Origin of the sequence: Sorangium sp. So ce1153 (assembly GCF_051521595.1) — a bacterium.
Lineage (GTDB): Bacteria > Myxococcota_A > Polyangia > Polyangiales > Polyangiaceae > Sorangium.
On record NZ_CP150361.1, the window covers coordinates 11,763,736 to 11,782,444 of the forward strand.

The window sequence follows — 18,709 nt, forward strand, 5'->3', positions numbered from 1 at the left end:
GACGGCATTGCCCGAGAGACCGAGCGCAGGTCAGAGGCTCATGCCGACGCCCACCCGCAGACGCGCCGCCACCGAAGGGGCGATCGCGCCCTCGCCGCCGCCCGCGCGCTGCTGTTTGAACACGTACGTCTGCGCTGCAGCCTCGACGCCGAGATAGAGTCCTCCCAGAAGATCGATGTTCGCCCCGGCGCCAGCGCCGAACGCCCCTGCGAGGCCGAGGCGGTCGGGCGCGTAGCCCTGCGTCTCGAACCGCTGCCTCATCACCGCGAGGCCGGCGTCCACGCCGACGCCGAGGGTGATCACGGGCAGATCCCACGCATGGGACAGGCGCACGTCCAGGCCGAGGTCATCGTTGCTCGCCGTGAGATGTTCGTTCCGGAACGCGCTGTGGCACGCGCTGAGCCGGGCCGCGAGGCTCATCTGCTGGAGCTCGATCCCGTATCCGACGAAGCCGCCGTGGCAAAGCGAGCTCCCTTCGACGAGCGGCGTTCTCATCTCATAGCCGGCCACCGGCCCGTGCGCGACCTCGCGGACGCCGCCGCCCTTGCGCACGAGCCGCGCGAACATGACGCGGCTCAAGCGCTCGTCCCCCACGTCGACGGTCTTCCCCGCCTCGGCCTCGACGCTCCCTTCCAGGAGGAAATCGGGGCCTCGGCCCCGCACGAAGTAGCGGCCTGGGCGCAGGCTGATCGTCCGTGTCGCGTCGCTCGCCCCCACCTCGGCCGCCACCGGGCCCTCGCTCGCGTCCCGCATCACGAGATAGGACCTGCCGGCCGGGAACCGGAGCACGCCCCGGGACGACGCATGGACCGGCAGCTCCGTCAGGACGAGCTTGCCTTGGCCGCGAAGGTCGTAACGGAAGGTGGGGTGTTGCGCGCCAGCCCACGTGCGGCTCGTGGCGCGCAAGGTGCTCTCGTACGCGTGGCGGTACGCCTCCTCGAGCGACACGGCTCCGTCTCGATCCACATCGGCCGTCCCGAGCAGCCCCGAGACGAGCGCGTGGGTGAAGAACGACCCCTTGAGCTCATCGGACTCCTGGGCATCCTCGTTCCCGGAGCTCGACGCGAGCGTCACCATCCCCTGCCCCGCGAGCCGCTGATCCAGCCTGATGACGAAGGGCGGCGCCGTCGTCCCGCCCTTGGCGCGCGTCAGCGCCCCGGAGCGGCACGAATCCACGATCAGCAGCCGCGCCGACGCCGCCGAGCCGCGCACGAGCTGCTCGAACTCCGTCAGCGAGAGCGGCGTGGGCCCGAGGTGAAGCGCGTTCCCGTCGGCATGGCCAGAGTAGTAGACGAGATAGAGCACATCGGTGTCCGGGCTCGACATCGCCGCGCGGACACGGTCGTTCATCGTGATGAGCGTGCGCCGGACCGTCTCCGCGCCCTCGCTCCGCAGGAGCACCAGGTTCGCCGGGGGGAACCCGCCCAGGTCCTTGAGCACGTCGTGCATCTTCGCCGCGTCGTCCTCCGCATAGCGGAGCTCGACCTCGCCCTTCTCCCCGGCGTTGTTGCCGATGAGCACCGCGAAGCGCTCGACGCGAGCCTCGGCCGGCGCCGCCGAGGCGACGACAAGGCCGCACGCCGCAGCGGCCAGCGCCGCGAGACGACCGAGGCTCACCGCAACCTCGCGACCTTCTCCGCCGTGAGCGCGTCGACGTCGCAGCCCGGCGGGGCGGGAGGCGCGTCGGGGTGGGCCGCGAGCGCGGCCCGGAGCGGCTCGACCGCGATCGCCTCGGCGCAGAACACCCCGTAAATCCGCTCGGTGCCGAGCGTGTCGTCCAGCACCGTGCTCTGCGGGAGAAGGACATCCCGACCAGGCTGGATGCGCGCAGCGACCGGGCCGCTCGGGTAATAGACGCTCGCCTGCGACGCCCCATCGACGCTCAGGATCATGAGATACCGCGCCTCGGCGCTGGAGTACGTGAACTGGATCGCGTCGCCGGGCAGGAGCCGCTCGCCTGCCCCGCCGGGCAGGACGCTCCCGCCGCGCTTCACGTAGAAGCCGATGCGCTCCGCTCCCTTGATGCGCTCTCCGGGGATCTCCGCGTCTGGTCCCCCCGGCGCTGCATTGAAGCGGAAGAAGAGGAGCACCGCCGCTGCCGCGGCGAGCGCGCTCGCCGCCGCGGGCGCCAGCCATCGGCGCCGCGGGCGGGCATCGGTCGCGGGGCGGCCCGCCGTGGCGCCTCGATCGAGCCGCAGGGGCGGCGCCGACGCCGCGAACGAGGCGCGCGCCGCCTCCATCTCGGAGAGCCGCGCCGAGCACCGCGAGCAGCCTGCCACGTGCGCGCTCGCCTCCTGCGCCGCGGCCGCGTCGAGCTCGCCCGCCATGAGCTCGTCGAGCTTCAGCTCCGAGAGGCACCCTTCGGGTCGCGCTGGTGTCATGAACTCGAGCTCCCTTCTCTCATCCGGTCGGAGAGCGTGGCCTTGAGCCGCTCCAGCAGATTGCCGACGTGCCGACGGGAACAGCCCATCACGCGCGCGATCTCCTCGTGGGTCATCTCATCGGAGTAATAGTGGACGGCGACCTGCGCGAGGTCGCCCGGGAGCTGCGCGAGGAGCTCCCGCGTGAGGAGAGCGTGCTCGGCGGACGCCGCCGCGCTCTCCTGCTGCAGGGGCGCAACGTGGGTGTCGATGAGCCGAAGCCGGTTCTTGCGGTCGCGGATGCGGTTGAGGCAGGCGTGCGTGGTGGCGCCGTAAAGCCAGCCCACCATCGGGCCCTTGCCGTCGAGCTGCCCGGGCTCGCCGAGCAGGGAGGCGAAGACATCCTGGAGGATCTCCCGCGCCTCCTGCTCGCTCCCGAGGAGCCGCCGCGCCCGGCGCAGCACGAGGTGCCCATGCTGCCGGTAGGCCGCCTCGATCAGCGACACCAGCGCCTCGCGATCCTCCACGTCCGAGCGTGTACCACGATCAGTGCCAGTCGGGGAACTCCAAATCTTCCGGCGGCGCCATGCGGACCGTGAGCGCCGTGCTCGCGCCGTCTGCGGCGGGGCGCATCTTGAGCTTCACGGTATGCGCCCCGCAGGCCAGGTGCTCCGCTTCTGTCGTCGCCGCGGCGTCGCAGGCGTCGAAGGCCGCTTGCCCCTCTGCGTCCAGCGCGCTTCCTGGCTCGCGCGGGACCGCATCCATGACGTGGTACCCCGGGGCGAGCGGCCCGCCGAAGAGCTTCGACCAGGCGCCGTCTTCGTCCATCTCGCTCTCGACGTACACGATCACGTGGTGCTCATCGACGCCGAGCCAGCTGGGCTCCGAGTCGGCATAATCCTCGCTACGCGCTGCCACGATGATGCCGATGCCGACCCTGGTGCCATCGAGGCCGAGCTCGCTGAAATCGTTGAGCCCGCTCTCCGGCGGGGGCTCATGGATCGACAGCGTGAAGCTCGCAGGGAAGCTCCCGACCGCCGTCGCCCGGACGGGGAAGTTCTCGCTACCGCTGCCGTTCTTCTCGATGTTCCAGACCAGCAAGGCGTCGATCGGCCCCGCGGGCGCCTCGCCGAGCTCATTGGTAATCGTGCCTCGCACCGTCAGCAGAGCCTCTCCAGGATAGTCGGAGCCCACCTGGGGGTCGCCGCACGCGGCGAGCAGGAGCGGGAGCGCAAGCGAGAGAATCGAACGAGATTGCATGACATTCCTCCGTGAAAAGCAAACAAGGGTTGGTGATACGGTGATGTGATGGTGAATGAGCAGGCCAGCCGTCCGCGAGAGGACGCCGCGCGCAGCGGCGCCATCGCCGCCCGTGGGGCGGTCGGTCTCACCGGAGCTCTCCTGGATGGTTGGCGAGGCGCCGGCCGTTTCGCAGCGCGGCGCGCGGCGCCCGGGGAAGAGCCGCCGTCGGCGTCCCCTTCGATCTGGAAAGAACGCAGGGGGCCCGGTCTGGGCACGGGTCGGCGTCGATTTTTGTTTTACCGCGCCGATGCAATTTTTGACTGACGCTGCGTGCGCGCTGACACGCGCCCGTGCATGCGGCCTGACGGGTCAGGGGCTCGTGGCGAGGTCGACCGCAGGGAGAGCGTCACCCATCGTGCTGGACACGTCGCCGCGGTTCTTCGCTGGTGGCGTGAGATCGGGCCTTCCTGCTGTTCGCTCCGCGGGAAATCGCCCGTATCCTGTCGGCATGGACTGCCCCACGTGCGGCCGCTCGAGCCCGGAGGCCCATGTCTCATGCCTGGACTGCGGCGCCCAGCTCCCCCGCGCCGCGAGCGCGCCCGTCGCGGATCCCGTCACCGATCCCCACGCCGCGGGCGCGCCGGCGGAGCGCTCCCTCGAGGAGCGGGTGGGGCGGCTCGAGCGCGAGGTCCAGGCGCTGCTCGCGCGGCGATCCGCGTCGATGCGCGACGAGCTCCGCTGCCCCGCATGCGGCGCGAGGAAGATCCTCCACGCGCCCAAGGTACTCGACGCGGACGGCAACGGGGGGAGCGAGCTCGCCATCGCGCAGCCGAGCGTCTGGAGGAGCCGGAGGGTCGGCAAGCTCGAGGCGTACATCTGCGCGGGCTGCATGCTGGTCGAGTGGCACGTGAAGGAACTCGAGGGGCTCGACGAGCACGTGGACGTGTCGGTGCTCGATGGTGAGGCGCCGCGCCAGGGACCGTATCGTTGATCGATCGCGTCCGCCCGCGTTGTGAAGCCGTGCAAGGTCGCCCGTGATGAGCGCCTGGACCGCCCGCTTCGCCGATGTGATGAGAAGTCCCGCCCACCCTGGCCGGACTGCTGGCGGGCGGAACCAGTACACGCCGGCGGGTAGGACGGCGCGCGCCGGCTAGGTCTCCCCGGCGCGACCCGCGCGCGCGGTGAGCTGCACGCGCAGCGCCTCCACCACATGGTCGCGCAGCGCGACCGTCTTCTTCGGAAGGTGCTGGCCGCTCGGGAACACAAGGAACACGCCGCCCATCGGCGTCGTCCAGCGCGGCAGCACGCGGACGAGCGCGCCGGCGAGCACGTCCTGCTGGGCGAGGAAGGCGGGGAGCAGGCCGATCCCCACGCCGTGGCGCACCGCCTCGCGCGCGAAGAACCCGTCGTCCGCGAGCAACCGGACGCGGAGCGGCGCGCGGGCGCGCGACGCCTCATCGCGCGCGAAGGGGCTCGTCCCGGTGAGCGCCACGCAGTCGTGCTCCGCGAGATCGTCCAGCGTCCGCGGCGTCCCCCGCGCGGCCAGGTACGCGGGAGAGGCATAGAACTGCAAGCTCAGCTCGCCCACCTTGCGCGCGACGAGCGTCGAGTCCCGGGGCTTCTTCCGGAGGAAGCGAAAGGCCGCGTCGTACCCCTCCTTCACCAGGTCCACGGGCCGGTGCGACAGGTGCATCTCCACTGTGACGCGCGGGTAGCGGCGGCAGAAGCCGGCGAGGAGCTCCGCCAGCACCTCGGTGCCGAAGTCCGCCGTCGCGGTGAGGCGCAGCACGCCCGACGGCTCGTCCGCGAGCTCCGCGAGCCCCTCGATCGACTCGGTCAGCGCCTTGAGCCGTGAGCCCACGCGATCGACGAGCGCCTGCCCGGCCGTCGTGAGCGCCACGCTGCGCGTCGTCCGCTGCAAGAGGCGCACGCCGAGCGACGCCTCCAGCGACGCGATGCCCCGGCTGACCGTCGACTTGGGCACCCCCAGCCGGCGCGCCGCCGCGGTGAAGCTCGCCGTCTCGGCGACCGCCGCGAACACGGAGAGGTGGTTCAGGTCCATTGTTCCCATTTCGGAACACAGTAGCCAAAAATCGCTCATTGAACCAGATACGAGACAGATCCAGAGTTCTTCTCATCAACCTCGTCACAAGGAGCTCTCACCATGTCTCAGCCTCTCCTCGTCACCGGCGCCGGCGGCCAGCTCGGGCGGCGCGTCGTCGACCTCTTGCTCGCGCAGGGCGCGGGTCCCCTCATCGCCACGACGCGGCACCCGGAGCGGCTCGGCGAGCTCCGCGCCCGCGGCGTCGAGGTGCGGCGCGCGGACTTCGATTCGCCTGCTTCGCTGGCGGAGGCGTTCGCCGGCGCGGCGCGGCTGCTGCTCATCAGCACCGACGCGCTGGACCGCCCGGGCCGGCGCATCGCGCAGCACCGGGGCGCGATCGAGGCCGCCGTGAAGGCGGGCGTGCGGCACGTGGTCTACACCTCGTTGACCAACCCCGGGCCGGGCTCGCCGATCACGATCGCGCCGGACCACCAGGGCACGGAGGACGCGCTCGCGGAGAGCGGTCTCGGGGCCACCGTCCTGCGCAACAACCTCTACGCCGACTTGCTCGTGGCCTCGCTGCGGCGCGCGCTGGCGACAGGCCAGCTCGTGGCCGCGGCCGGGGACGGCAGGACCGGCTACGTCACGCGCGAGGACTGCGCCAGGGCCGCGGCCGCGGCGCTGGCGGCAGATTTCAACGGCAAGCGCGTGCTCGATATCACCGGACCGGCAGCCGTGTCCCAGGGCGAGATCGCCCGGATCGCGTCGGACCTCTCGGGCAAGCCGATCGCCTATGTCCCCGTCCCGCGCGAGGCGCTGGAGCAGGGCATGCAGAAGGCCGGCATGCCCGCCGAGGTGGCCGCGCTGCTCGCCTCGTTCGACGAGGGGATCGCCCGCGGCGCGCTGGACGTGGCCACGAACGCGGTGGAGGAGCTCACCGGCAAGCCCGCGGAGGACGTGCGGAGCTTCCTGGCGCGCCACCGCGAAGCCCTGCTCACGCCGGTCGCGGCCTGACACCGCCGCCATCCACCTTGGGTGAGTTGCTCAACTTTTGTCGGGTCGCAGGTCGGCGGATGGCGAGCGGCGGCAAGATCCGGTTGATCAGGTTGCAGAGAAACCGATCGTCGGTGGGGCCCTCGGCGTAAACGCCTGCGCATAGCCAGATCACGCCTCGTCCTCCAGGCGCGCGGCGTCCAGGATGCGCTCGATTTCTCGCAGGGAAACGGTGCCCGGATCGCGCTCCGGACCGTCTCCGGCGCGCACATGGCGCATGCGCGTTGAGCGGAGGTCCTCTCCACGCCGGACGAGATCGGCGAAGACGAGCGACTCGGGCCTGCCGTGGAGCGCGGCGAGGATCGCGGGCGAATGGCTCGTGAGCAGCACCTGCGGCGGAAGGATGTCGCCGCGGGGTGTCGTCGCGTCGACGAGCTTGCCGATGAGCGCGCGTAGCCAGCCGGGATAGATGCCATTCTCCGGCTCCTCGACGGCTACCAGCGCGCCGGTCGGCGAGCCGCGCAGGAGGATGAGCAATGCAATGAGACGCAATGTGCCGTCCGAGAGCACGCGGGCGGGTACGCGGGCGCCGTCCGTGAAATCCACCTCGAGGCGAAGCTCCTCATCGGCTGGAACCACCTCGAATGAGCGAAACCCCGGAATGAGCTCCGCCAGGTCGGCCCGGATCTGACCGCGCGCCGCGGGCGCTAGCGCGGCGAGCGCCGTCGGGAGGTTGGAGCCGTCGGCTGCGAGGGCCGGGCCTGCGGCGCGGTCGCTGGAGAGGCGAAGCTTGGATGGTTCGAAGTGAATGACGCGGATCGCGCTGAGCTGTTTTGCAACCATGGCGAGCAGACTCCCGGAGCGGGCGCCTGCCAGAATGCCGCGTTGCGGGAGGTCCCCGAGGAAGGCAGGATCCCACTCCACGCCGAAGTGATTCCAACGCCCTCCCCGAGTGTCCGGCCCGGTGACGGGTCTTGGGCCCTCCAGCTCGAAAACGCTCTCCCTGTGGGTGTAGCTCGGGACGTTGTGACGAGCTAGCGGCAGCAGCGCCGGATGTCGCGCAATCCACGTATCCGCCGCCAGATCATCGAGGATGACGAATCGCTGTTCATCGATGGTGATGTCCTCGATGCCTGAAGAAAGAACGGTGCGCCCGATCTCGGTCCTGTGCAGCACCCTCGTCGGGAGCTGCTCTTCCCAATCAGGGGCCCTGGTTGTTCCAAGGAGCATCTCCACCGAGATGCTGATTCGCCCCGCCGCTCCGTCCCGCAGCCGCGAGAACTGATCCCGGATCGCGCCGCGACCGCCCTTCAGCGCCTCGGTGACGCTGGTCTGGGCGAGCCGCGACAGGAGGTGAAGCGCGTCGAGCAGGTTCGACTTGCCAGCGCCATTGGGGCCCACGATCGCCGTCAGCGGCTCCAGGTCCAGCGCGAAGCCGCGGAGCGACTTGAACCCATCGACCTCGATCCGCGTGATCATCGTCGGCCACCGTACCGCAGCCGCCCCCCGGCGCACCGGCCCCCCAGCAGGACCCGCCGCGCGCCACGGCCCCACCCCACCGAGCCCGCTCGGGCGACCTCCGCAAGGCACGGAAAGCCGCGCCGTACGTCCCGCACGAGCCCGCTCGGCCACGCCCTCCTGCATGGTAGCGTCCGCTCATGGACCTCCGGCTGCGCGGCCTCACCCACCTCGATCCGCTCGCCGTCCCCCTGCCGCACGGCACGGAGGTGACCACCCGGGTCGACCGCGTCCTCGGCGAGCGCCGCGTCCCGCAGGGCGCCATCGGGCGCGTCGTCGCCTCGGCCGGCGCGGAGCTCGACGTCATGCTCGTCGGCATCGGCGTCGTCCGCTACCGCCGCGACGAGCTCGTCCCGCGCAAGGCCGGCCAGGTGCGGCACGCGGAGCGGCGGAGCGCCGCCTGGGACGCGCTCCGGCCCGCCGTGGTCCTCGAGGCCGTCGTCGGGTCGCGCGCGTGGGGGCTCGCGCACGAGGGCTCCGACACCGACAGGCGCGGCGTCTTCGCGCTCCCCTTCCCCTGGACCACGGGCCTCGCCGAGCCGCCCCGCGACCTCGTGAGCACGGACGGCAGCGCCTCGTACTGGGAGGTCGAGAAGGCGATCCGCCAGGCCCTGCGCGCCGATCCGAACACCCTCGAGCTGCTCTTCGTCCGCACCGCCGAGGCGCGCGACGAGATCGGCGCGTGGCTCCTCGAGGCGCGCGGCGCGTTCGTCTCGTCGGCCATCTACGGCAGCTTCGGCCGCTACGCGCTCTCGCAGCTGAAGCGGCTCTCCCAGGCGCACCGGCTCGCCGAGCACCGCGAGCGGGTGCTCGACTGGCTCGCGGACGACCCCGCGCTGTCGCTCGACGACATCGCCCGGAAGCTCGCCGCCATCAGCCCGCGCGCCGCGCCGACCGAGGCCGACAGGGAGCTCCAGGCGAAGGAGTACATCAAGCAGCTCTACCGCTCGCTCCACGACCAGGGCCTCTTGCCCGCGCGCGACTTCGCCTCGCTCGCGGCCTTCGCGCGCGCGGGCAGGACCTCGCTCGACCCCGCCCGCGACCTCCGCCCCAAGAACGCCTACAACCTCGTGCGCCTCATCGCCACCGCCGTCCGCTGGCTGCGCGACGGCGAGGTCGATCTGGTCGTAGAGGGCGAGCTGCGCGAGACGCTCCTCGCCATCAAGGCCGGCGCCTGGCCGCTCGACCGGACGATCGAGCTGGCCGAGGCGATGACACCCGAGCTGGAGGCCGCGCGGCTCGCGACGAAGCTCCCGCCGCACCCCGACGTGCCCCGCGCCGACGCGCTCCTCCGGCGCGTCCGCGAGGAGGTCGCCCGGCGGCACCTCGCGGCGGCGCCAGGACCGCTCGGCAAGGACGCTCCCCCCGCGCCTGTCGCGGTCTGGGACGACGGGGACGCGAGCCCAGCACGCGGCAGCGCTGAAAGAAAGGACGAGGGATGAACACCCAGGTGCTCGAGGCACATCAGCAGGAGGTCGCGGCGCGCGTCATCGCCCAGGAAGAGGCGAAGCGCCCGCACCTCGTCGTCGCCCTGAGCGGCGCGCACGCCTACGGCTTCCCCTCCCCGGACAGCGATCTCGACCTCAAGGCGGTGCACGTCGAGCCGACCGAGAAGTTGCTCGGCCTGCTGCGCAGCGGCGCGAGCCCCTCGCGGCTGGAGGTCATCGACGGCGTCGAGATCGACTACTCGTCGAACGAGATCCACCCCGTCCTGCTCGGCGTGCTCCAGGGCAACGGCAACTACATCGAGCGGATCCTCGGCCCCCTCCAGCTCCACATCGATCCTGACCTCGCGTCGCTCCGCCCGCTCGTCGCAGAGGCCCTGTCGCGCCGGATCTTCCGCCATTACATCGGGTTCGCCACGAGCCAGCTCCGCGCCTGGGAGACGGGCGGCCGCACGTCGGCGAAGAAGCTGCTCTACGTCCTCAGGACCACGTTGACCGGCGCCCACGCGCTCCGGACAGGCGAGATCGTCACCGACGTGACCGCGCTCCTCGATCTCTACGGCTTCAGCGCCGCGCGCGAGCTCATCGAGGCGAAGCGGGCCGGCGAGAAGGCGGAGCTCTCCCCCGAGGCCGCCGGGCGCTGGGCAGAGCAGATCGCGCGGGCCTTCGCGACCCTCGAGGCGGCCCACGATCGCGCGGTGCTGCCGGAGGAGCCGCGCAACGAAGGCGACCTCAACGACTGGCTGCTCGCGCTGCGCAAGGCGCGGCTCTGAGCGCGGAGAGGGCTTGAAGACCTGTGCATCGTGGCATGCCGAAGCGCTACTCCATTGCAGAGGCTCGCGCGAACCTGCCGACCATCGTCGATGAGGTCGAGGCAGGTAGCACGATCGAGCTCACGCGCCGCGGCAAACCGATAGCGGTCGTGCTTTCGCGCCAGGAGTACGACGCCTTGCGCCCCGAGCGGCCGCGCTTCTCCGAAACCTACCGGCATTTTCTGGAGAGGTTTCGATTGGAGGAGATCGGCGTCAATCGCGACTACTTCGGCGCCCTTCGAGCAGCGAGCTCCGGGCGCAAGGTCGCGCTGTGACCCTCAGGTTCCTCCGATAAGAGCGCGGCAGCCCCGCCTCACTGCGGCAGCGAGCAGCCGTCCCCGCACGCCCGGCGGCCGTCGCCGCACCGCTTCGCCGGCCCCTGCCCCTGGCACTCCACCTTGCACGAGCCGGTCCTGGAGCACGACACCGCGCACGAGCCCGTGCAGGTCACCTCGCACCCTCCGACGCGGTTGCACTTCACGACGCTCCGGTCCCCCACGACAGGGACGCACTTGCCCACGTCCTCGCAGGCGTACGAGCACCCCGCGCCGCAGGTCGCCTGGCACGTCTCGGCGTTGCGGCACTCGATATGGCAGCCGTCCTCGCACCGCGTGTCGCACGCCTTGCTCCTCGCGCAGGAAGACTGACAGTCTCCGGCGCAGCGGCTCTCGCACACATCGCGATCGGAGCAGCTCGGCTTGCAGCCCGACGCCTCGCCGCAGCTGAGCTGGCAGGTCTTCGGCACGTTGCCCGGGGTGCCGCCCGGGCAGGTGCAGGGCACGCCCGGCTGGCAACCGGCGGCGTCGGCCACGGGCACGGCGGAGCTCGAGGCGCGGGGGATGTCCTTGAGGGACACCGACGCCGGCGCGCCGCTGTCTCCGGCGCCCCTGTCGCGGGAGGGCCAGAGCAGCAGCACCGCCCCGAGGCCGACGCAGAAGAAGAGCACCGCCGCCGCGCCGACGATGGCGAGCCGCGGCGACGCCGGCGCGCGCGGCCCGCGCACGGCGCCCGCGCCCGCCTGCGGTTGGCCCGGCGGAGCCGCCGTCGAGGCGGCCGCCGCCGCGGAGGGTGCGGCCGGCATCGCCATGGCCGGCGGGCTCGCGCCAGGGAAGGACGCGCCGATCGGCGGTCCCTCGGGGATGGCCCGGCCCCGGCCGTCCACGCGCGTGCGCTCGTCGGCCTCCGCCATCGCCGCCGTCGCGAAGGGGGGCTCCTCGCCCCGGCGCACGGCGCGCACGTCGGCGAGCATCGTCTGCGCGTCCGGGTAGCGCCGCTCGACCTGGAAGGCGAGCGCGCGGTCGACCACGCGCGCGACCCGCGGATCCACGCCGGGCGCGACGGTCGCGAGCGACGGGGCGGGCGTCGTGCTCATCCGGATGAGGAGCTCTCCCTCGGTGAGCGCGTCCGCGTCGTGGAGCCGACGGTTCGTCAGGAGGGTGAACATCGTCGCGCCCACCGCGTAGAGGTCGGCCCGCCCGTCCACGTGCCTGCCGAGGATCTGCTCGGGGGCCATGTAGCTCGTCGTGCCGAGCACCGCGCCCGTCCGCGTCTTCAGCCCGGCGCCGCCCTCCTTCATGCGCGCGATCCCGAAATCGAGGACCTTGAGCCGCCCGTCGCGGGTCACGAAGAGGTTGTCCGGCTTGATGTCCCGGTGGACGATCCCGGCGTCGTGCGCGGCCCTGAGCACCTCGAGGAGCGTGTCCACGTGGGCGAGGAGCTCGGGCAACGGGACGCCGCCGAGCCGCAACGCCCGCTCGCGGAGGCTCTCGCCGTCGAGCAGCTCCATGACGAGGAACGGCTCTCCCTGATCGGTCGCGTCGATGTCGAGGACCTGCACCGCGGCCGGGTGCCCGAGCCGCGCGGCGGCGAGCGCCTCCTGCTCGAAGCGGGCGCGGAGCTCGCGCGACACGGCGCCCTCCGGGTGCAGGATCTTGATGGCCACGCGGTGGCCCACGTGGTGAGTGGCCGCGTAGACGGCCGCCATCCCCCCCGCCCCGATCAGCGCGTCGAGCCGCCATTTCCCGCGGAGGGTCGTCCCGACACGGGTCCTCAGCCGCTGGATCTCTTCGTCTTCCGCTTCCGACATCGGCGCCGAGCCTAGCACGCGATGCGCGCCGGTCGGATCGGGAGCGGGCGCGCGCGGCGGCCCTCTGGACACCGCGCTGTCACACGGCAGATCGAGAGCGCGCCCGGCGCGCGCCGGTCCGCCCCGCGTGCAGGGCCGCGCGCCACCGGCGCTGCGGGCAGGGCAGATTCGCGCGCTCGTATCGCGAGCGAGAGAGAGGCCGCAGCGATGGTGGAGGTCGACGCGTTCGACGGCTCACGTCATGATGGCCACGGCCACTGGCCATCTCCGTTCTTCAACCCTCGTGCACCGCGGCTCCGTGCACCGATGTCATGAGAGGCGTGCCGCGCTTCCGAAGAAGGTCACTTTATGCGCACCATCGCTACAATGTCCGTCCTCTTCCTGCTATCGGCGTGCAGCGCGAGAGGAGCAATCCCCGGCGGCGACGGAGAAGGGGGACGCGGCGGCGGCGTGAATGCTGCCAGCGCGGGGAGCGGCGGCGCGGAAAGCTCGACGGCGAGCGGCGTGGCGGCGAGCGGCGCAGGCGGCGCAGGGGTAGAAGACCACGGCGGCGGGGGGGCAGGTGGCGGCAGCGACAACAGCGGCGGCGGCGACAACAGCGGCGGCGGCGACAGCGGCGGCGGCGGCGACAACAGCGGCGGCGGCGACAACAGCGGTGGGAATGCAGGTGGCGGGAGCGGTGGTGGCGGCGCGGGCGGCGGAGCGCCCAGCGGCGGCGGCGGGAGCGTTGATGGGGGCGGAGCGGGCGGCGGGGCGCCCGCCGGCGGCGGCGGGAGCGTTGATGGGGGCAGCGCGCCAGACTGCAGCGGAGCTTCCGTGGCGGTCACCGGCGACGTGCTCGACCCCGCTCAGGTCTACCTCGTTGGAACGCTGTCGGAGGGGAGCTGCGGCCGGGACGCCCTGACGCACTGGAGCTCTCCCGGATCCGCTGTCGTGGGGTTCGACTGCAACGTCGACGAGCGAAGCGCGCGGATCCGCCCCAACGACGGGCGCCTGCTCTATACCAACGTCTTCGAGGACCTGCTCCGCGAGTTCCGCTGCGACGACTGCTCGTTTCGCGGCGGCGACTATCCGGCCGCGCCGCTCGACAACGATACCGCCCTGCGCACGCCCCCTTGCACACAAGGTCTCGATCCGCTCTCCGGATTCCTCGTTTCGCCCGCGGGCGCCGTCCTGCACCGCTGCCGCTCGGACGCCGCCACGTGGTACGATGAGAGCGGCCGAGTCGTCTACGCCGACCCGGAGGATCCGCTGCTCCACCTGGGGTACGGCGATCTCGCGCTGGCAGCGCGGAGCGTGGTTCGCCTCGCCACGTCGGCGTCGCTGCCCATCGCCGGTCTCCCGGAAGACCGGCTGCTCCACACCGTGCGCGCCAGGGCGCCGGACAGCTTCCTGCTGGTGCTCGAGTCGGAGCACCCGGCCGACGATGGCGGCAGCCAGGAGCTCTGGGAGGTCGACGGCGACGGCGCCGCGACGCGGCTCGGCGCCTTCCCCCCGCTGCCGGCGGGAGCGATGCAGGTCAGCGCGTACACGTCAAAGCTCGACGGGTGCGGCGCCCTGCTCCAGTTCGGGGGCGGACCCGGGGTGCTCGAGGATGTCATCGTTCGCCGGCACATCGACGGGGCCAGCGAGGTCGTCTACACCGAGGCGAGGGCTCCACTCGTGAAGATCCATGTCTCGGCCCTCGTCACGGGGCCCTGATCACGCGCCGCCAGCGGGCCCACCTGCCCTGACCACGGCCCCGCCAGCGGACCCAGGGCCCTGTCGCGCCCCGGCAGCGCGATCGTGGTCGCGCCTGCCCGGGGCCGAGAGCACCTGAACAAAAGGCGCCAACACATTGAAATTATTAATTTTTTCGCCACCGGCCACCGCCGAGGCTCAACCCCGGCCCCCGCCAGGGCGCCCCCGGCCGGCGAGGTCCCACGCCGCCGTGACGGCCTCTTCCGCGCTCGCGACCGACACGACGCGATCCGAGCGCCGGTCGTCCACGCGCCCTCCGGCGAGCTGCCGTGCCCAGCCGCCGCTCGTCGCGAGGGCGAGCAGCGGCTTGCCGAGCTGCCAGGCGACGGCGATCTCGCTCAGCGTCCCCGCGCCTCCGCCGACGACCACGACGACGTCCGCCGCCGCGACGACGAGGATGTTGCGCCCGATCTGCAGCCCGGTCGGGACGACGATGTCGACGTACGGGTTCGCGGCGGACGCCTCGTACCCCGGCAGGATCCCGACGATATCGCCGTCGCGCCACGTCGCCGCCTCGCGCCCGCCGCGCGAGACGGCGGCCATGACGCCGCCGAGCCCGCCGGTGACGAGCCGGAACCCCGCCTCGACGGCGCGCCGCCCGAGCTCGACGCACACCGCCTCGGTCGCCGCGTCCAGCGCGAGGCCGTTGCCGACCACCGCCATCACGGGGCGGCGCGGCACGTAGGGGGCGATGTCCCTCCGCGTGTCCTCGTCTTCGTGATCGTCGTCCATCGCGGCTCCGCTCCGGCGCCCGTGTGCCGCCGCGTCACGTGGCGCTCGACCCGGTCGCGAGGCGCATCGTCTCGCTTCCCGCCCAGCATGGCAAGGCCGCGCGCGCCCCGGCCGGCGGCGCCGCGCGCCGCGCCGGTCGTCGCGCTCGGCGCCAGCTCAGCCGGCCGGCTATTTCAGCCGACCGATGAGCTGATCGCCCAGCTTGGGCTGATCGATCTTCCCGAGCCAGATGCTCCAGACCGCCTTCATGAAATCCACGCCGGCGACGCTCGCGCTGCTGCCGCCCACGAGGGCGGTCGTGCTCTTCTTCTCCGGGTCGTACTGGATGGTGACGCGCGACCCTTCCTTCAGCTCTGCCTTGAAGGCGCCCATGAACGCCTTGATCTTGGCCTGGTCCTTGTAACCGTTCATCGCGAAGGCGCCTGTCAGCGCGTCATGGATCTTCTCCTGGTCCACGTCGCGCATCATCCGCCACACGAACTTCTTCGGCACGTCGGCGTCGATCACCGCCTGCTTCGACCTCGACGCGGGCGCCTGCTTCATGAAATGGCTGATCTCGTAGACGTCGATGTCGATGAAGGCGATCGTCTTCACCCGGACGCCGGCGCCGGTGAGGAGCCAGTCCTCGGCCCGCAGGGGGGCAGAGACGGCGACGAGGGCCGCGAGGGCGGCGACCAGGATCAGGAGTTTCTTGGGAATGAGCTTCATCGGATACCCCCTGGAGGGCGCGCGGCCAGCCGCCCGCCGGCGAGCGCTGCTCGTCAGGGCTCGCCGCTCGCGCGATCGATCCAGCTAGCCTTCGCGGCCGCGCGGGGTCAAGGCTCGCGCCGGCGCAGCATCAATCGGTCATCGGGCGTCATCGGGCGTCATCGGGCGTCGTCGCGCGTCATCACGCGTCATCACGCGTCGTCGCGCGTCATCACGCGTTGCGCGCGTCGTCGCGCGTCATCACGCGTCGCGCGCTACTGCTGGCCGGTGTAGAGGCTGTCCACGGCGTCGGCCCAGAGCTTGTTCATGACGACGCGCCCGGCGGGATCCGGGTGCACCTCGTCGGGGAGCTGCTCGGGGTGCGCCTCGAACCACGCATACAGGTCCGGCCCCGGGAGGAGGCTGTTCTCCTCCGTGAGCTCGTCGATCGCCTGGTTGAAGACGTCGAGCGTGTCGTGGTGGCCGTCGGGCGAGAACGGGATGCGCGCGAGCACCGGGACGCGCCCCGCGGCCTGGAGGGTGTCGATGAGCTCCTGCAGGTTCGACTTGAAGGTGCTCGGGTCGGTCTGGTCCCAGGAGTCGTTGGTGCCGTAGCCGATGGCGAAGAAGTGGAAGTCGGGGTTCATCTCGAGCACGTCGTCGATGCGCGCGAGCGCGCCGGGGCGGTCGTCCGGGGACGCGGTGAGCTCGCCGCCGATGCCGCCGTTGATCATCGCGGGGTAGTTCGCCTCGTGCGCCGCGTGCACGTTCTCCGCGAAGCTCGGCTGCGTGGCCGGGGTGTCGCGGTCATAGGCGAACGCCGTGATGCTGTCGCCGAGGAAGAACCACGTGTCCTCCGCGCCGTTCGAGATGTCGTGCACGTCGATCTCGTCGAGCTGGACGCCGGTGGCGTCGGTCGTCGCGGGGGCCGCGGTCACGACGAGGCGCACCCAGCTCTGGCCGCTGAAGTCGAAGCTGTGGGCGCGCGTGCGGACCGGGTTGTCGGTCACCTCGGCGACGCTCTTCCAGGTGCCGTCCTCGCCGTCCGTCGAGTCGCTCGAGGTCTCGACGCGGTAGGCGCCCGGAGCCCCGTATTGCACGTCGGTGTAGTTGTAGTTGTACGAGGCCGTCCAGCTCAGGAGCAGCCGCTCGTACCCGTCGCCGACCTTGATCGCGACCCAGGCGGGCGCGGCCGCGGTGGGTTTGCCCGCGATCCAGGTGCCTGCCGACCTGTACTTGCCGTCGTTGATCACCGACGCCGTCCCCGCCGAGGCGAAGGCGGGCTTGCCGCGGGAGATGATGGGGTTCGGCGTGATCCCCGGCGCGTCCGGGCCGCCGCCGTTGCCGCCCGCGCCGCTCCCGCCGTTGCCGCCCGTGCCGGCGGCGTCGCCGCCCGTGCCGGTGGCGCCCCCGCCCGTGCCGCCGCCCGCGCCGCCGGAGCCCTGAGAGGCGCTCCCGGTGCTCGCGGACGCGCCGCCGCCCGTGCCGCTGGCGCTGTTCGACGAATCGCCGTCGTCGGAGCAGGCGGAGAGGAGAGCGAGCGCCCCCAGCGCAAGGACGAGTGAACCTGATCGAAGAAGTGAGCCCAAAGCCATCTCGGTTACCTCCAGAGGCCGGCACGCTGGGACATCGTGGCGCCACGATCCATATCGGAGTCGGCCTCCGCCATCGAGATAGCGCGAATCAGGTGAACCGGTAAAGCCGGGTACGCAGCGACCCGGGGTAGCGAAGAGGGCAGGACCACGCAGCGCGGTGCGCTCGTCGCCCGGGACGGCAATTTTACAAGAAGGGTACCCGGCCCGCGGATCGGGATGGCAGGGGACGACCGAGAGCGACCACTTGCGCTGGCCTGGAGCGTTTGCTCAGGAGCCGGCTGTACCGAGCAACTCTCTGGTGTCGCTGACGACCGCGGCCCGGCGGACCCAGCGGTCGAGCTCGTCGACATCGGCGCTCGCGAGGACGCGCTCCCGCACCTCGGTGGGGACATCCAGCCCGCGGGCCTCGAGGATGGCGAGCACGTCGTGCGCCTTCGCCTTCAGGAGGCCCTCCCGCAAGCCGGGCGTGCCGAGGAGCTCTCGGGCGTCGCGGACGACAGCGGCACGGCGGACCCAGCGGTCGAGCTCGTCGATATCGGTGCTCGCGAGGACGCGCTGCCGCAGGTCGACGGGGACTCCCAGCCCGCGGGCCTCGAGGAAGGCGAGCACGTCGTGCGCCTTGGCCTTCAGGAGGCCCTCCCGCAGCCCCTCCCGCAGGCCCGCCTGCAGGCCCTCCCGCAGCCCTTCCTCCCGGCCTTCCCGCAGCCCTTCCTCCCGGCCTTCCCGCCGGCCATGGGCTACGTAGCTGCGCGCGAACTCACTCTGGAACTCATATCCGCTCTTCATCATCGCCTCCAACGTTCGTCTCGCCGCTTCGTTCATCGAGAACAGGACCAGGTCCCCGTACAGGGCGCGGCGCTCCTCATCGAGCCCGGCAGCCGCCGCCAGGAACGCCACGCCGATCGCCTCCGCCGCCTCGCTCTGCCCATGCGCCATGGCCGAGAGCACGACCACCTCGGGCGCGGCCTTCGCCTGCTCGGCGTCGGTGACGACCGGGACGCCCTCGGGCCCGAGCACCAGCGGCGTCAGCGTCCAGCCAGGGTGCCCCGTGTCGATCGGGCGCGAGCACCACCTCACCATCGCCCGATCGGTCGTCACAACCAGCAGCCACGTCGGACAGCGGTGCCGGGCCCTCGTCTGGGTCACGTACACCGGCCAGGCATATCGCTTGTCCGGGTCCACGCCGAGCTGGACCTCGACCACGATGGCCATCGCGAGCCGCTCCTGCTTGCCGACCAGCAGCACGACGATCACGTCCGCGCGGCGGTTCGAGGGCACGATCTCGGTGAGGTCGGAGGCATCGACGCGCGCCTCCGTGAAGGCGGGGACCGGGTGGCCGATCGCGTCGTGCAGCATGTCGGCGGCCAGCCTCGGCCGGTTCTTGAACAGCTCCACCAGGGCTTCATGGGTCACTGAGGGCATCGGGTGATCTCTCTGGCAGGTACAGTCATGCTG

17 protein-coding genes and 1 pseudogene are annotated in these 18,709 nt (G+C 71.9%); 6 read left to right on the forward strand and 12 right to left on the reverse strand.

Going from position 1 to position 18,709, the window contains the following annotated elements; translation table 11 throughout:
* Nucleotides 1-30 precede the first annotated feature (30 nt).
* Genes WME85_RS42800 through WME85_RS42815 form a run of 4 tightly spaced genes read right to left on the reverse strand, consistent with a single transcriptional unit; the run spans nt 31 to nt 3,620 of the window.
* A complete protein-coding gene (locus WME85_RS42800; RefSeq protein ID WP_437829977.1) occupies nt 31-1,617 on the reverse strand; it encodes a caspase family protein in 1,587 nt (528 codons plus the stop codon).
* Nucleotides 1,614-2,381, reverse strand: a complete 768-nt coding sequence (locus WME85_RS42805; protein WP_437829979.1) for a DUF4384 domain-containing protein — start codon at nt 2,379-2,381, stop codon at nt 1,614-1,616. Before WME85_RS42805 ends, WME85_RS42800 begins: the two co-directional genes overlap by 4 nt.
* Complete coding sequence (locus tag WME85_RS42810; RefSeq protein WP_437829982.1) at nt 2,378-2,887, reverse strand: RNA polymerase sigma factor; 510 nt, start codon at nt 2,885-2,887, stop codon at nt 2,378-2,380. The genes WME85_RS42805 and WME85_RS42810 overlap by 4 nt, the downstream gene beginning before the upstream one ends.
* A gap of 19 nt (nt 2,888-2,906) precedes the next feature.
* On the reverse strand, nt 2,907-3,620 hold the full coding sequence (locus WME85_RS42815) for a hypothetical protein (protein WP_437829984.1): 714 nt from the start codon (nt 3,618-3,620) through the stop codon (nt 2,907-2,909).
* 490 nt (nt 3,621-4,110) lie between these two features.
* On the opposite strand from WME85_RS42815, the gene WME85_RS42820 reads away from it, so the two are divergent.
* On the forward strand, nt 4,111-4,593 hold the full coding sequence (locus WME85_RS42820) for a hypothetical protein (RefSeq protein ID WP_437829987.1): 483 nt from the start codon (nt 4,111-4,113) through the stop codon (nt 4,591-4,593).
* 159 nt (nt 4,594-4,752) lie between these two features.
* Here WME85_RS42820 and WME85_RS42825 read toward each other — a convergent pair whose 3' ends face one another.
* Complete coding sequence (locus tag WME85_RS42825; RefSeq protein WP_437829989.1) at nt 4,753-5,673, reverse strand: LysR substrate-binding domain-containing protein; 921 nt, start codon at nt 5,671-5,673, stop codon at nt 4,753-4,755.
* 93 nt (nt 5,674-5,766) lie between these two features.
* Here WME85_RS42825 and WME85_RS42830 point away from each other — a divergent pair, with 93 nt between their 5' ends.
* Nucleotides 5,767-6,660 carry an SDR family oxidoreductase gene (locus WME85_RS42830; RefSeq protein WP_437829992.1) on the forward strand — a complete coding sequence of 298 codons (894 nt, stop codon included), beginning with the start codon at nt 5,767-5,769 and terminating at the stop codon, nt 6,658-6,660.
* 150 nt (nt 6,661-6,810) lie between these two features.
* Here the strand turns inward: WME85_RS42830 and WME85_RS42835 are convergent, their stop codons facing one another.
* Nucleotides 6,811-7,815: an AAA family ATPase gene (locus WME85_RS42835; protein WP_437842525.1), complete on the reverse strand. Its 1,005-nt coding sequence runs from the start codon at nt 7,813-7,815 to the stop codon at nt 6,811-6,813.
* Nucleotides 7,816-7,920: 105 nt separating this feature from the next.
* Nucleotides 7,921-8,283: pseudogene (locus tag WME85_RS42840) on the reverse strand (AAA family ATPase); the annotation flags it as partial.
* A gap of 14 nt (nt 8,284-8,297) precedes the next feature.
* Here WME85_RS42840 and WME85_RS42845 point away from each other — a divergent pair.
* From WME85_RS42845 to WME85_RS42855, 3 genes are read left to right on the forward strand one after another with little or no spacing between them, the layout of a single operon-like run.
* Nucleotides 8,298-9,599 (forward strand): DNA polymerase beta superfamily protein, encoded by a 1,302-nt coding sequence (locus tag WME85_RS42845; RefSeq protein ID WP_437829994.1) that lies wholly within the window; start codon nt 8,298-8,300, stop codon nt 9,597-9,599.
* Nucleotides 9,596-10,375: a nucleotidyltransferase domain-containing protein gene (locus WME85_RS42850; RefSeq protein WP_437304827.1), complete on the forward strand. Its 780-nt coding sequence runs from the start codon at nt 9,596-9,598 to the stop codon at nt 10,373-10,375. Before WME85_RS42845 ends, WME85_RS42850 begins: the two co-directional genes overlap by 4 nt.
* 35 nt (nt 10,376-10,410) lie before the next feature.
* Nucleotides 10,411-10,689, forward strand: coding sequence for a type II toxin-antitoxin system Phd/YefM family antitoxin (locus WME85_RS42855; RefSeq protein ID WP_437829998.1), 279 nt, complete (start codon nt 10,411-10,413; stop codon nt 10,687-10,689).
* A gap of 38 nt (nt 10,690-10,727) precedes the next feature.
* Here WME85_RS42855 and WME85_RS42860 read toward each other — a convergent pair whose 3' ends face one another.
* Nucleotides 10,728-12,500: a protein kinase domain-containing protein gene (locus tag WME85_RS42860; protein ID WP_437830000.1), complete on the reverse strand. Its 1,773-nt coding sequence runs from the start codon at nt 12,498-12,500 to the stop codon at nt 10,728-10,730.
* Nucleotides 12,501-12,950: 450 nt separating this feature from the next.
* Between WME85_RS42860 and WME85_RS42865 the strand changes: the two genes are divergently transcribed.
* A complete protein-coding gene (locus WME85_RS42865) occupies nt 12,951-14,201 on the forward strand; it encodes a hypothetical protein (RefSeq protein WP_437830002.1) in 1,251 nt (416 codons plus the stop codon).
* 177 nt (nt 14,202-14,378) lie between these two features.
* Here WME85_RS42865 and WME85_RS42870 read toward each other — a convergent pair whose 3' ends face one another.
* The 4 genes from WME85_RS42870 to WME85_RS42885 form a co-directional block, all read right to left on the reverse strand.
* The gene (locus tag WME85_RS42870) at nt 14,379-14,972 is read right to left on the reverse strand and encodes a TIGR00725 family protein (protein WP_437830004.1); all 594 of its coding nucleotides are present in this window, start codon (nt 14,970-14,972) and stop codon (nt 14,379-14,381) included.
* A 168-nt stretch (nt 14,973-15,140) separates the two neighbouring features.
* Nucleotides 15,141-15,680, reverse strand: coding sequence for a chalcone isomerase family protein (locus WME85_RS42875; protein ID WP_437830006.1), 540 nt, complete (start codon nt 15,678-15,680; stop codon nt 15,141-15,143).
* Nucleotides 15,681-15,934: 254 nt separating this feature from the next.
* Nucleotides 15,935-17,254: a GDSL-type esterase/lipase family protein gene (locus tag WME85_RS42880; RefSeq protein ID WP_437830008.1), complete on the reverse strand. Its 1,320-nt coding sequence runs from the start codon at nt 17,252-17,254 to the stop codon at nt 15,935-15,937.
* A gap of 267 nt (nt 17,255-17,521) precedes the next feature.
* A complete protein-coding gene (locus WME85_RS42885; RefSeq protein WP_437830010.1) occupies nt 17,522-18,676 on the reverse strand; it encodes a hypothetical protein in 1,155 nt (384 codons plus the stop codon).
* Nucleotides 18,677-18,709: the final 33 nt, after the last annotated feature.

Bases quoted from the DNA above. Each gene is read 5' to 3' on its own strand.
- WME85_RS42805 (WP_437829979.1), bottom strand. From the start codon at position 2,381: ATGACACCAGCGCGACCCGAAGGGTGCCTCTCGGAGCTGAAGCTCGAC.
- WME85_RS42815 (WP_437829984.1), bottom strand. From the start codon at position 3,620: ATGCAATCTCGTTCGATTCTCTCGCTTGCGCTCCCGCTCCTGCTCGCC.
- WME85_RS42820 (WP_437829987.1), top strand. From the start codon at position 4,111: ATGGACTGCCCCACGTGCGGCCGCTCGAGCCCGGAGGCCCATGTCTCA.
- WME85_RS42825 (WP_437829989.1), bottom strand. From the start codon at position 5,673: ATGGGAACAATGGACCTGAACCACCTCTCCGTGTTCGCGGCGGTCGCC.
- WME85_RS42830 (WP_437829992.1), top strand. From the start codon at position 5,767: ATGTCTCAGCCTCTCCTCGTCACCGGCGCCGGCGGCCAGCTCGGGCGG.
- WME85_RS42845 (WP_437829994.1), top strand. From the start codon at position 8,298: ATGGACCTCCGGCTGCGCGGCCTCACCCACCTCGATCCGCTCGCCGTC.
- WME85_RS42850 (WP_437304827.1), top strand. From the start codon at position 9,596: ATGAACACCCAGGTGCTCGAGGCACATCAGCAGGAGGTCGCGGCGCGC.
- WME85_RS42855 (WP_437829998.1), top strand. From the start codon at position 10,411: ATGCCGAAGCGCTACTCCATTGCAGAGGCTCGCGCGAACCTGCCGACC.
- WME85_RS42860 (WP_437830000.1), bottom strand. From the start codon at position 12,500: ATGTCGGAAGCGGAAGACGAAGAGATCCAGCGGCTGAGGACCCGTGTC.
- WME85_RS42870 (WP_437830004.1), bottom strand. From the start codon at position 14,972: ATGGACGACGATCACGAAGACGAGGACACGCGGAGGGACATCGCCCCC.
- WME85_RS42875 (WP_437830006.1), bottom strand. From the start codon at position 15,680: ATGAAGCTCATTCCCAAGAAACTCCTGATCCTGGTCGCCGCCCTCGCG.
- WME85_RS42880 (WP_437830008.1), bottom strand. From the start codon at position 17,254: ATGGCTTTGGGCTCACTTCTTCGATCAGGTTCACTCGTCCTTGCGCTG.
- WME85_RS42885 (WP_437830010.1), bottom strand. From the start codon at position 18,676: ATGCCCTCAGTGACCCATGAAGCCCTGGTGGAGCTGTTCAAGAACCGG.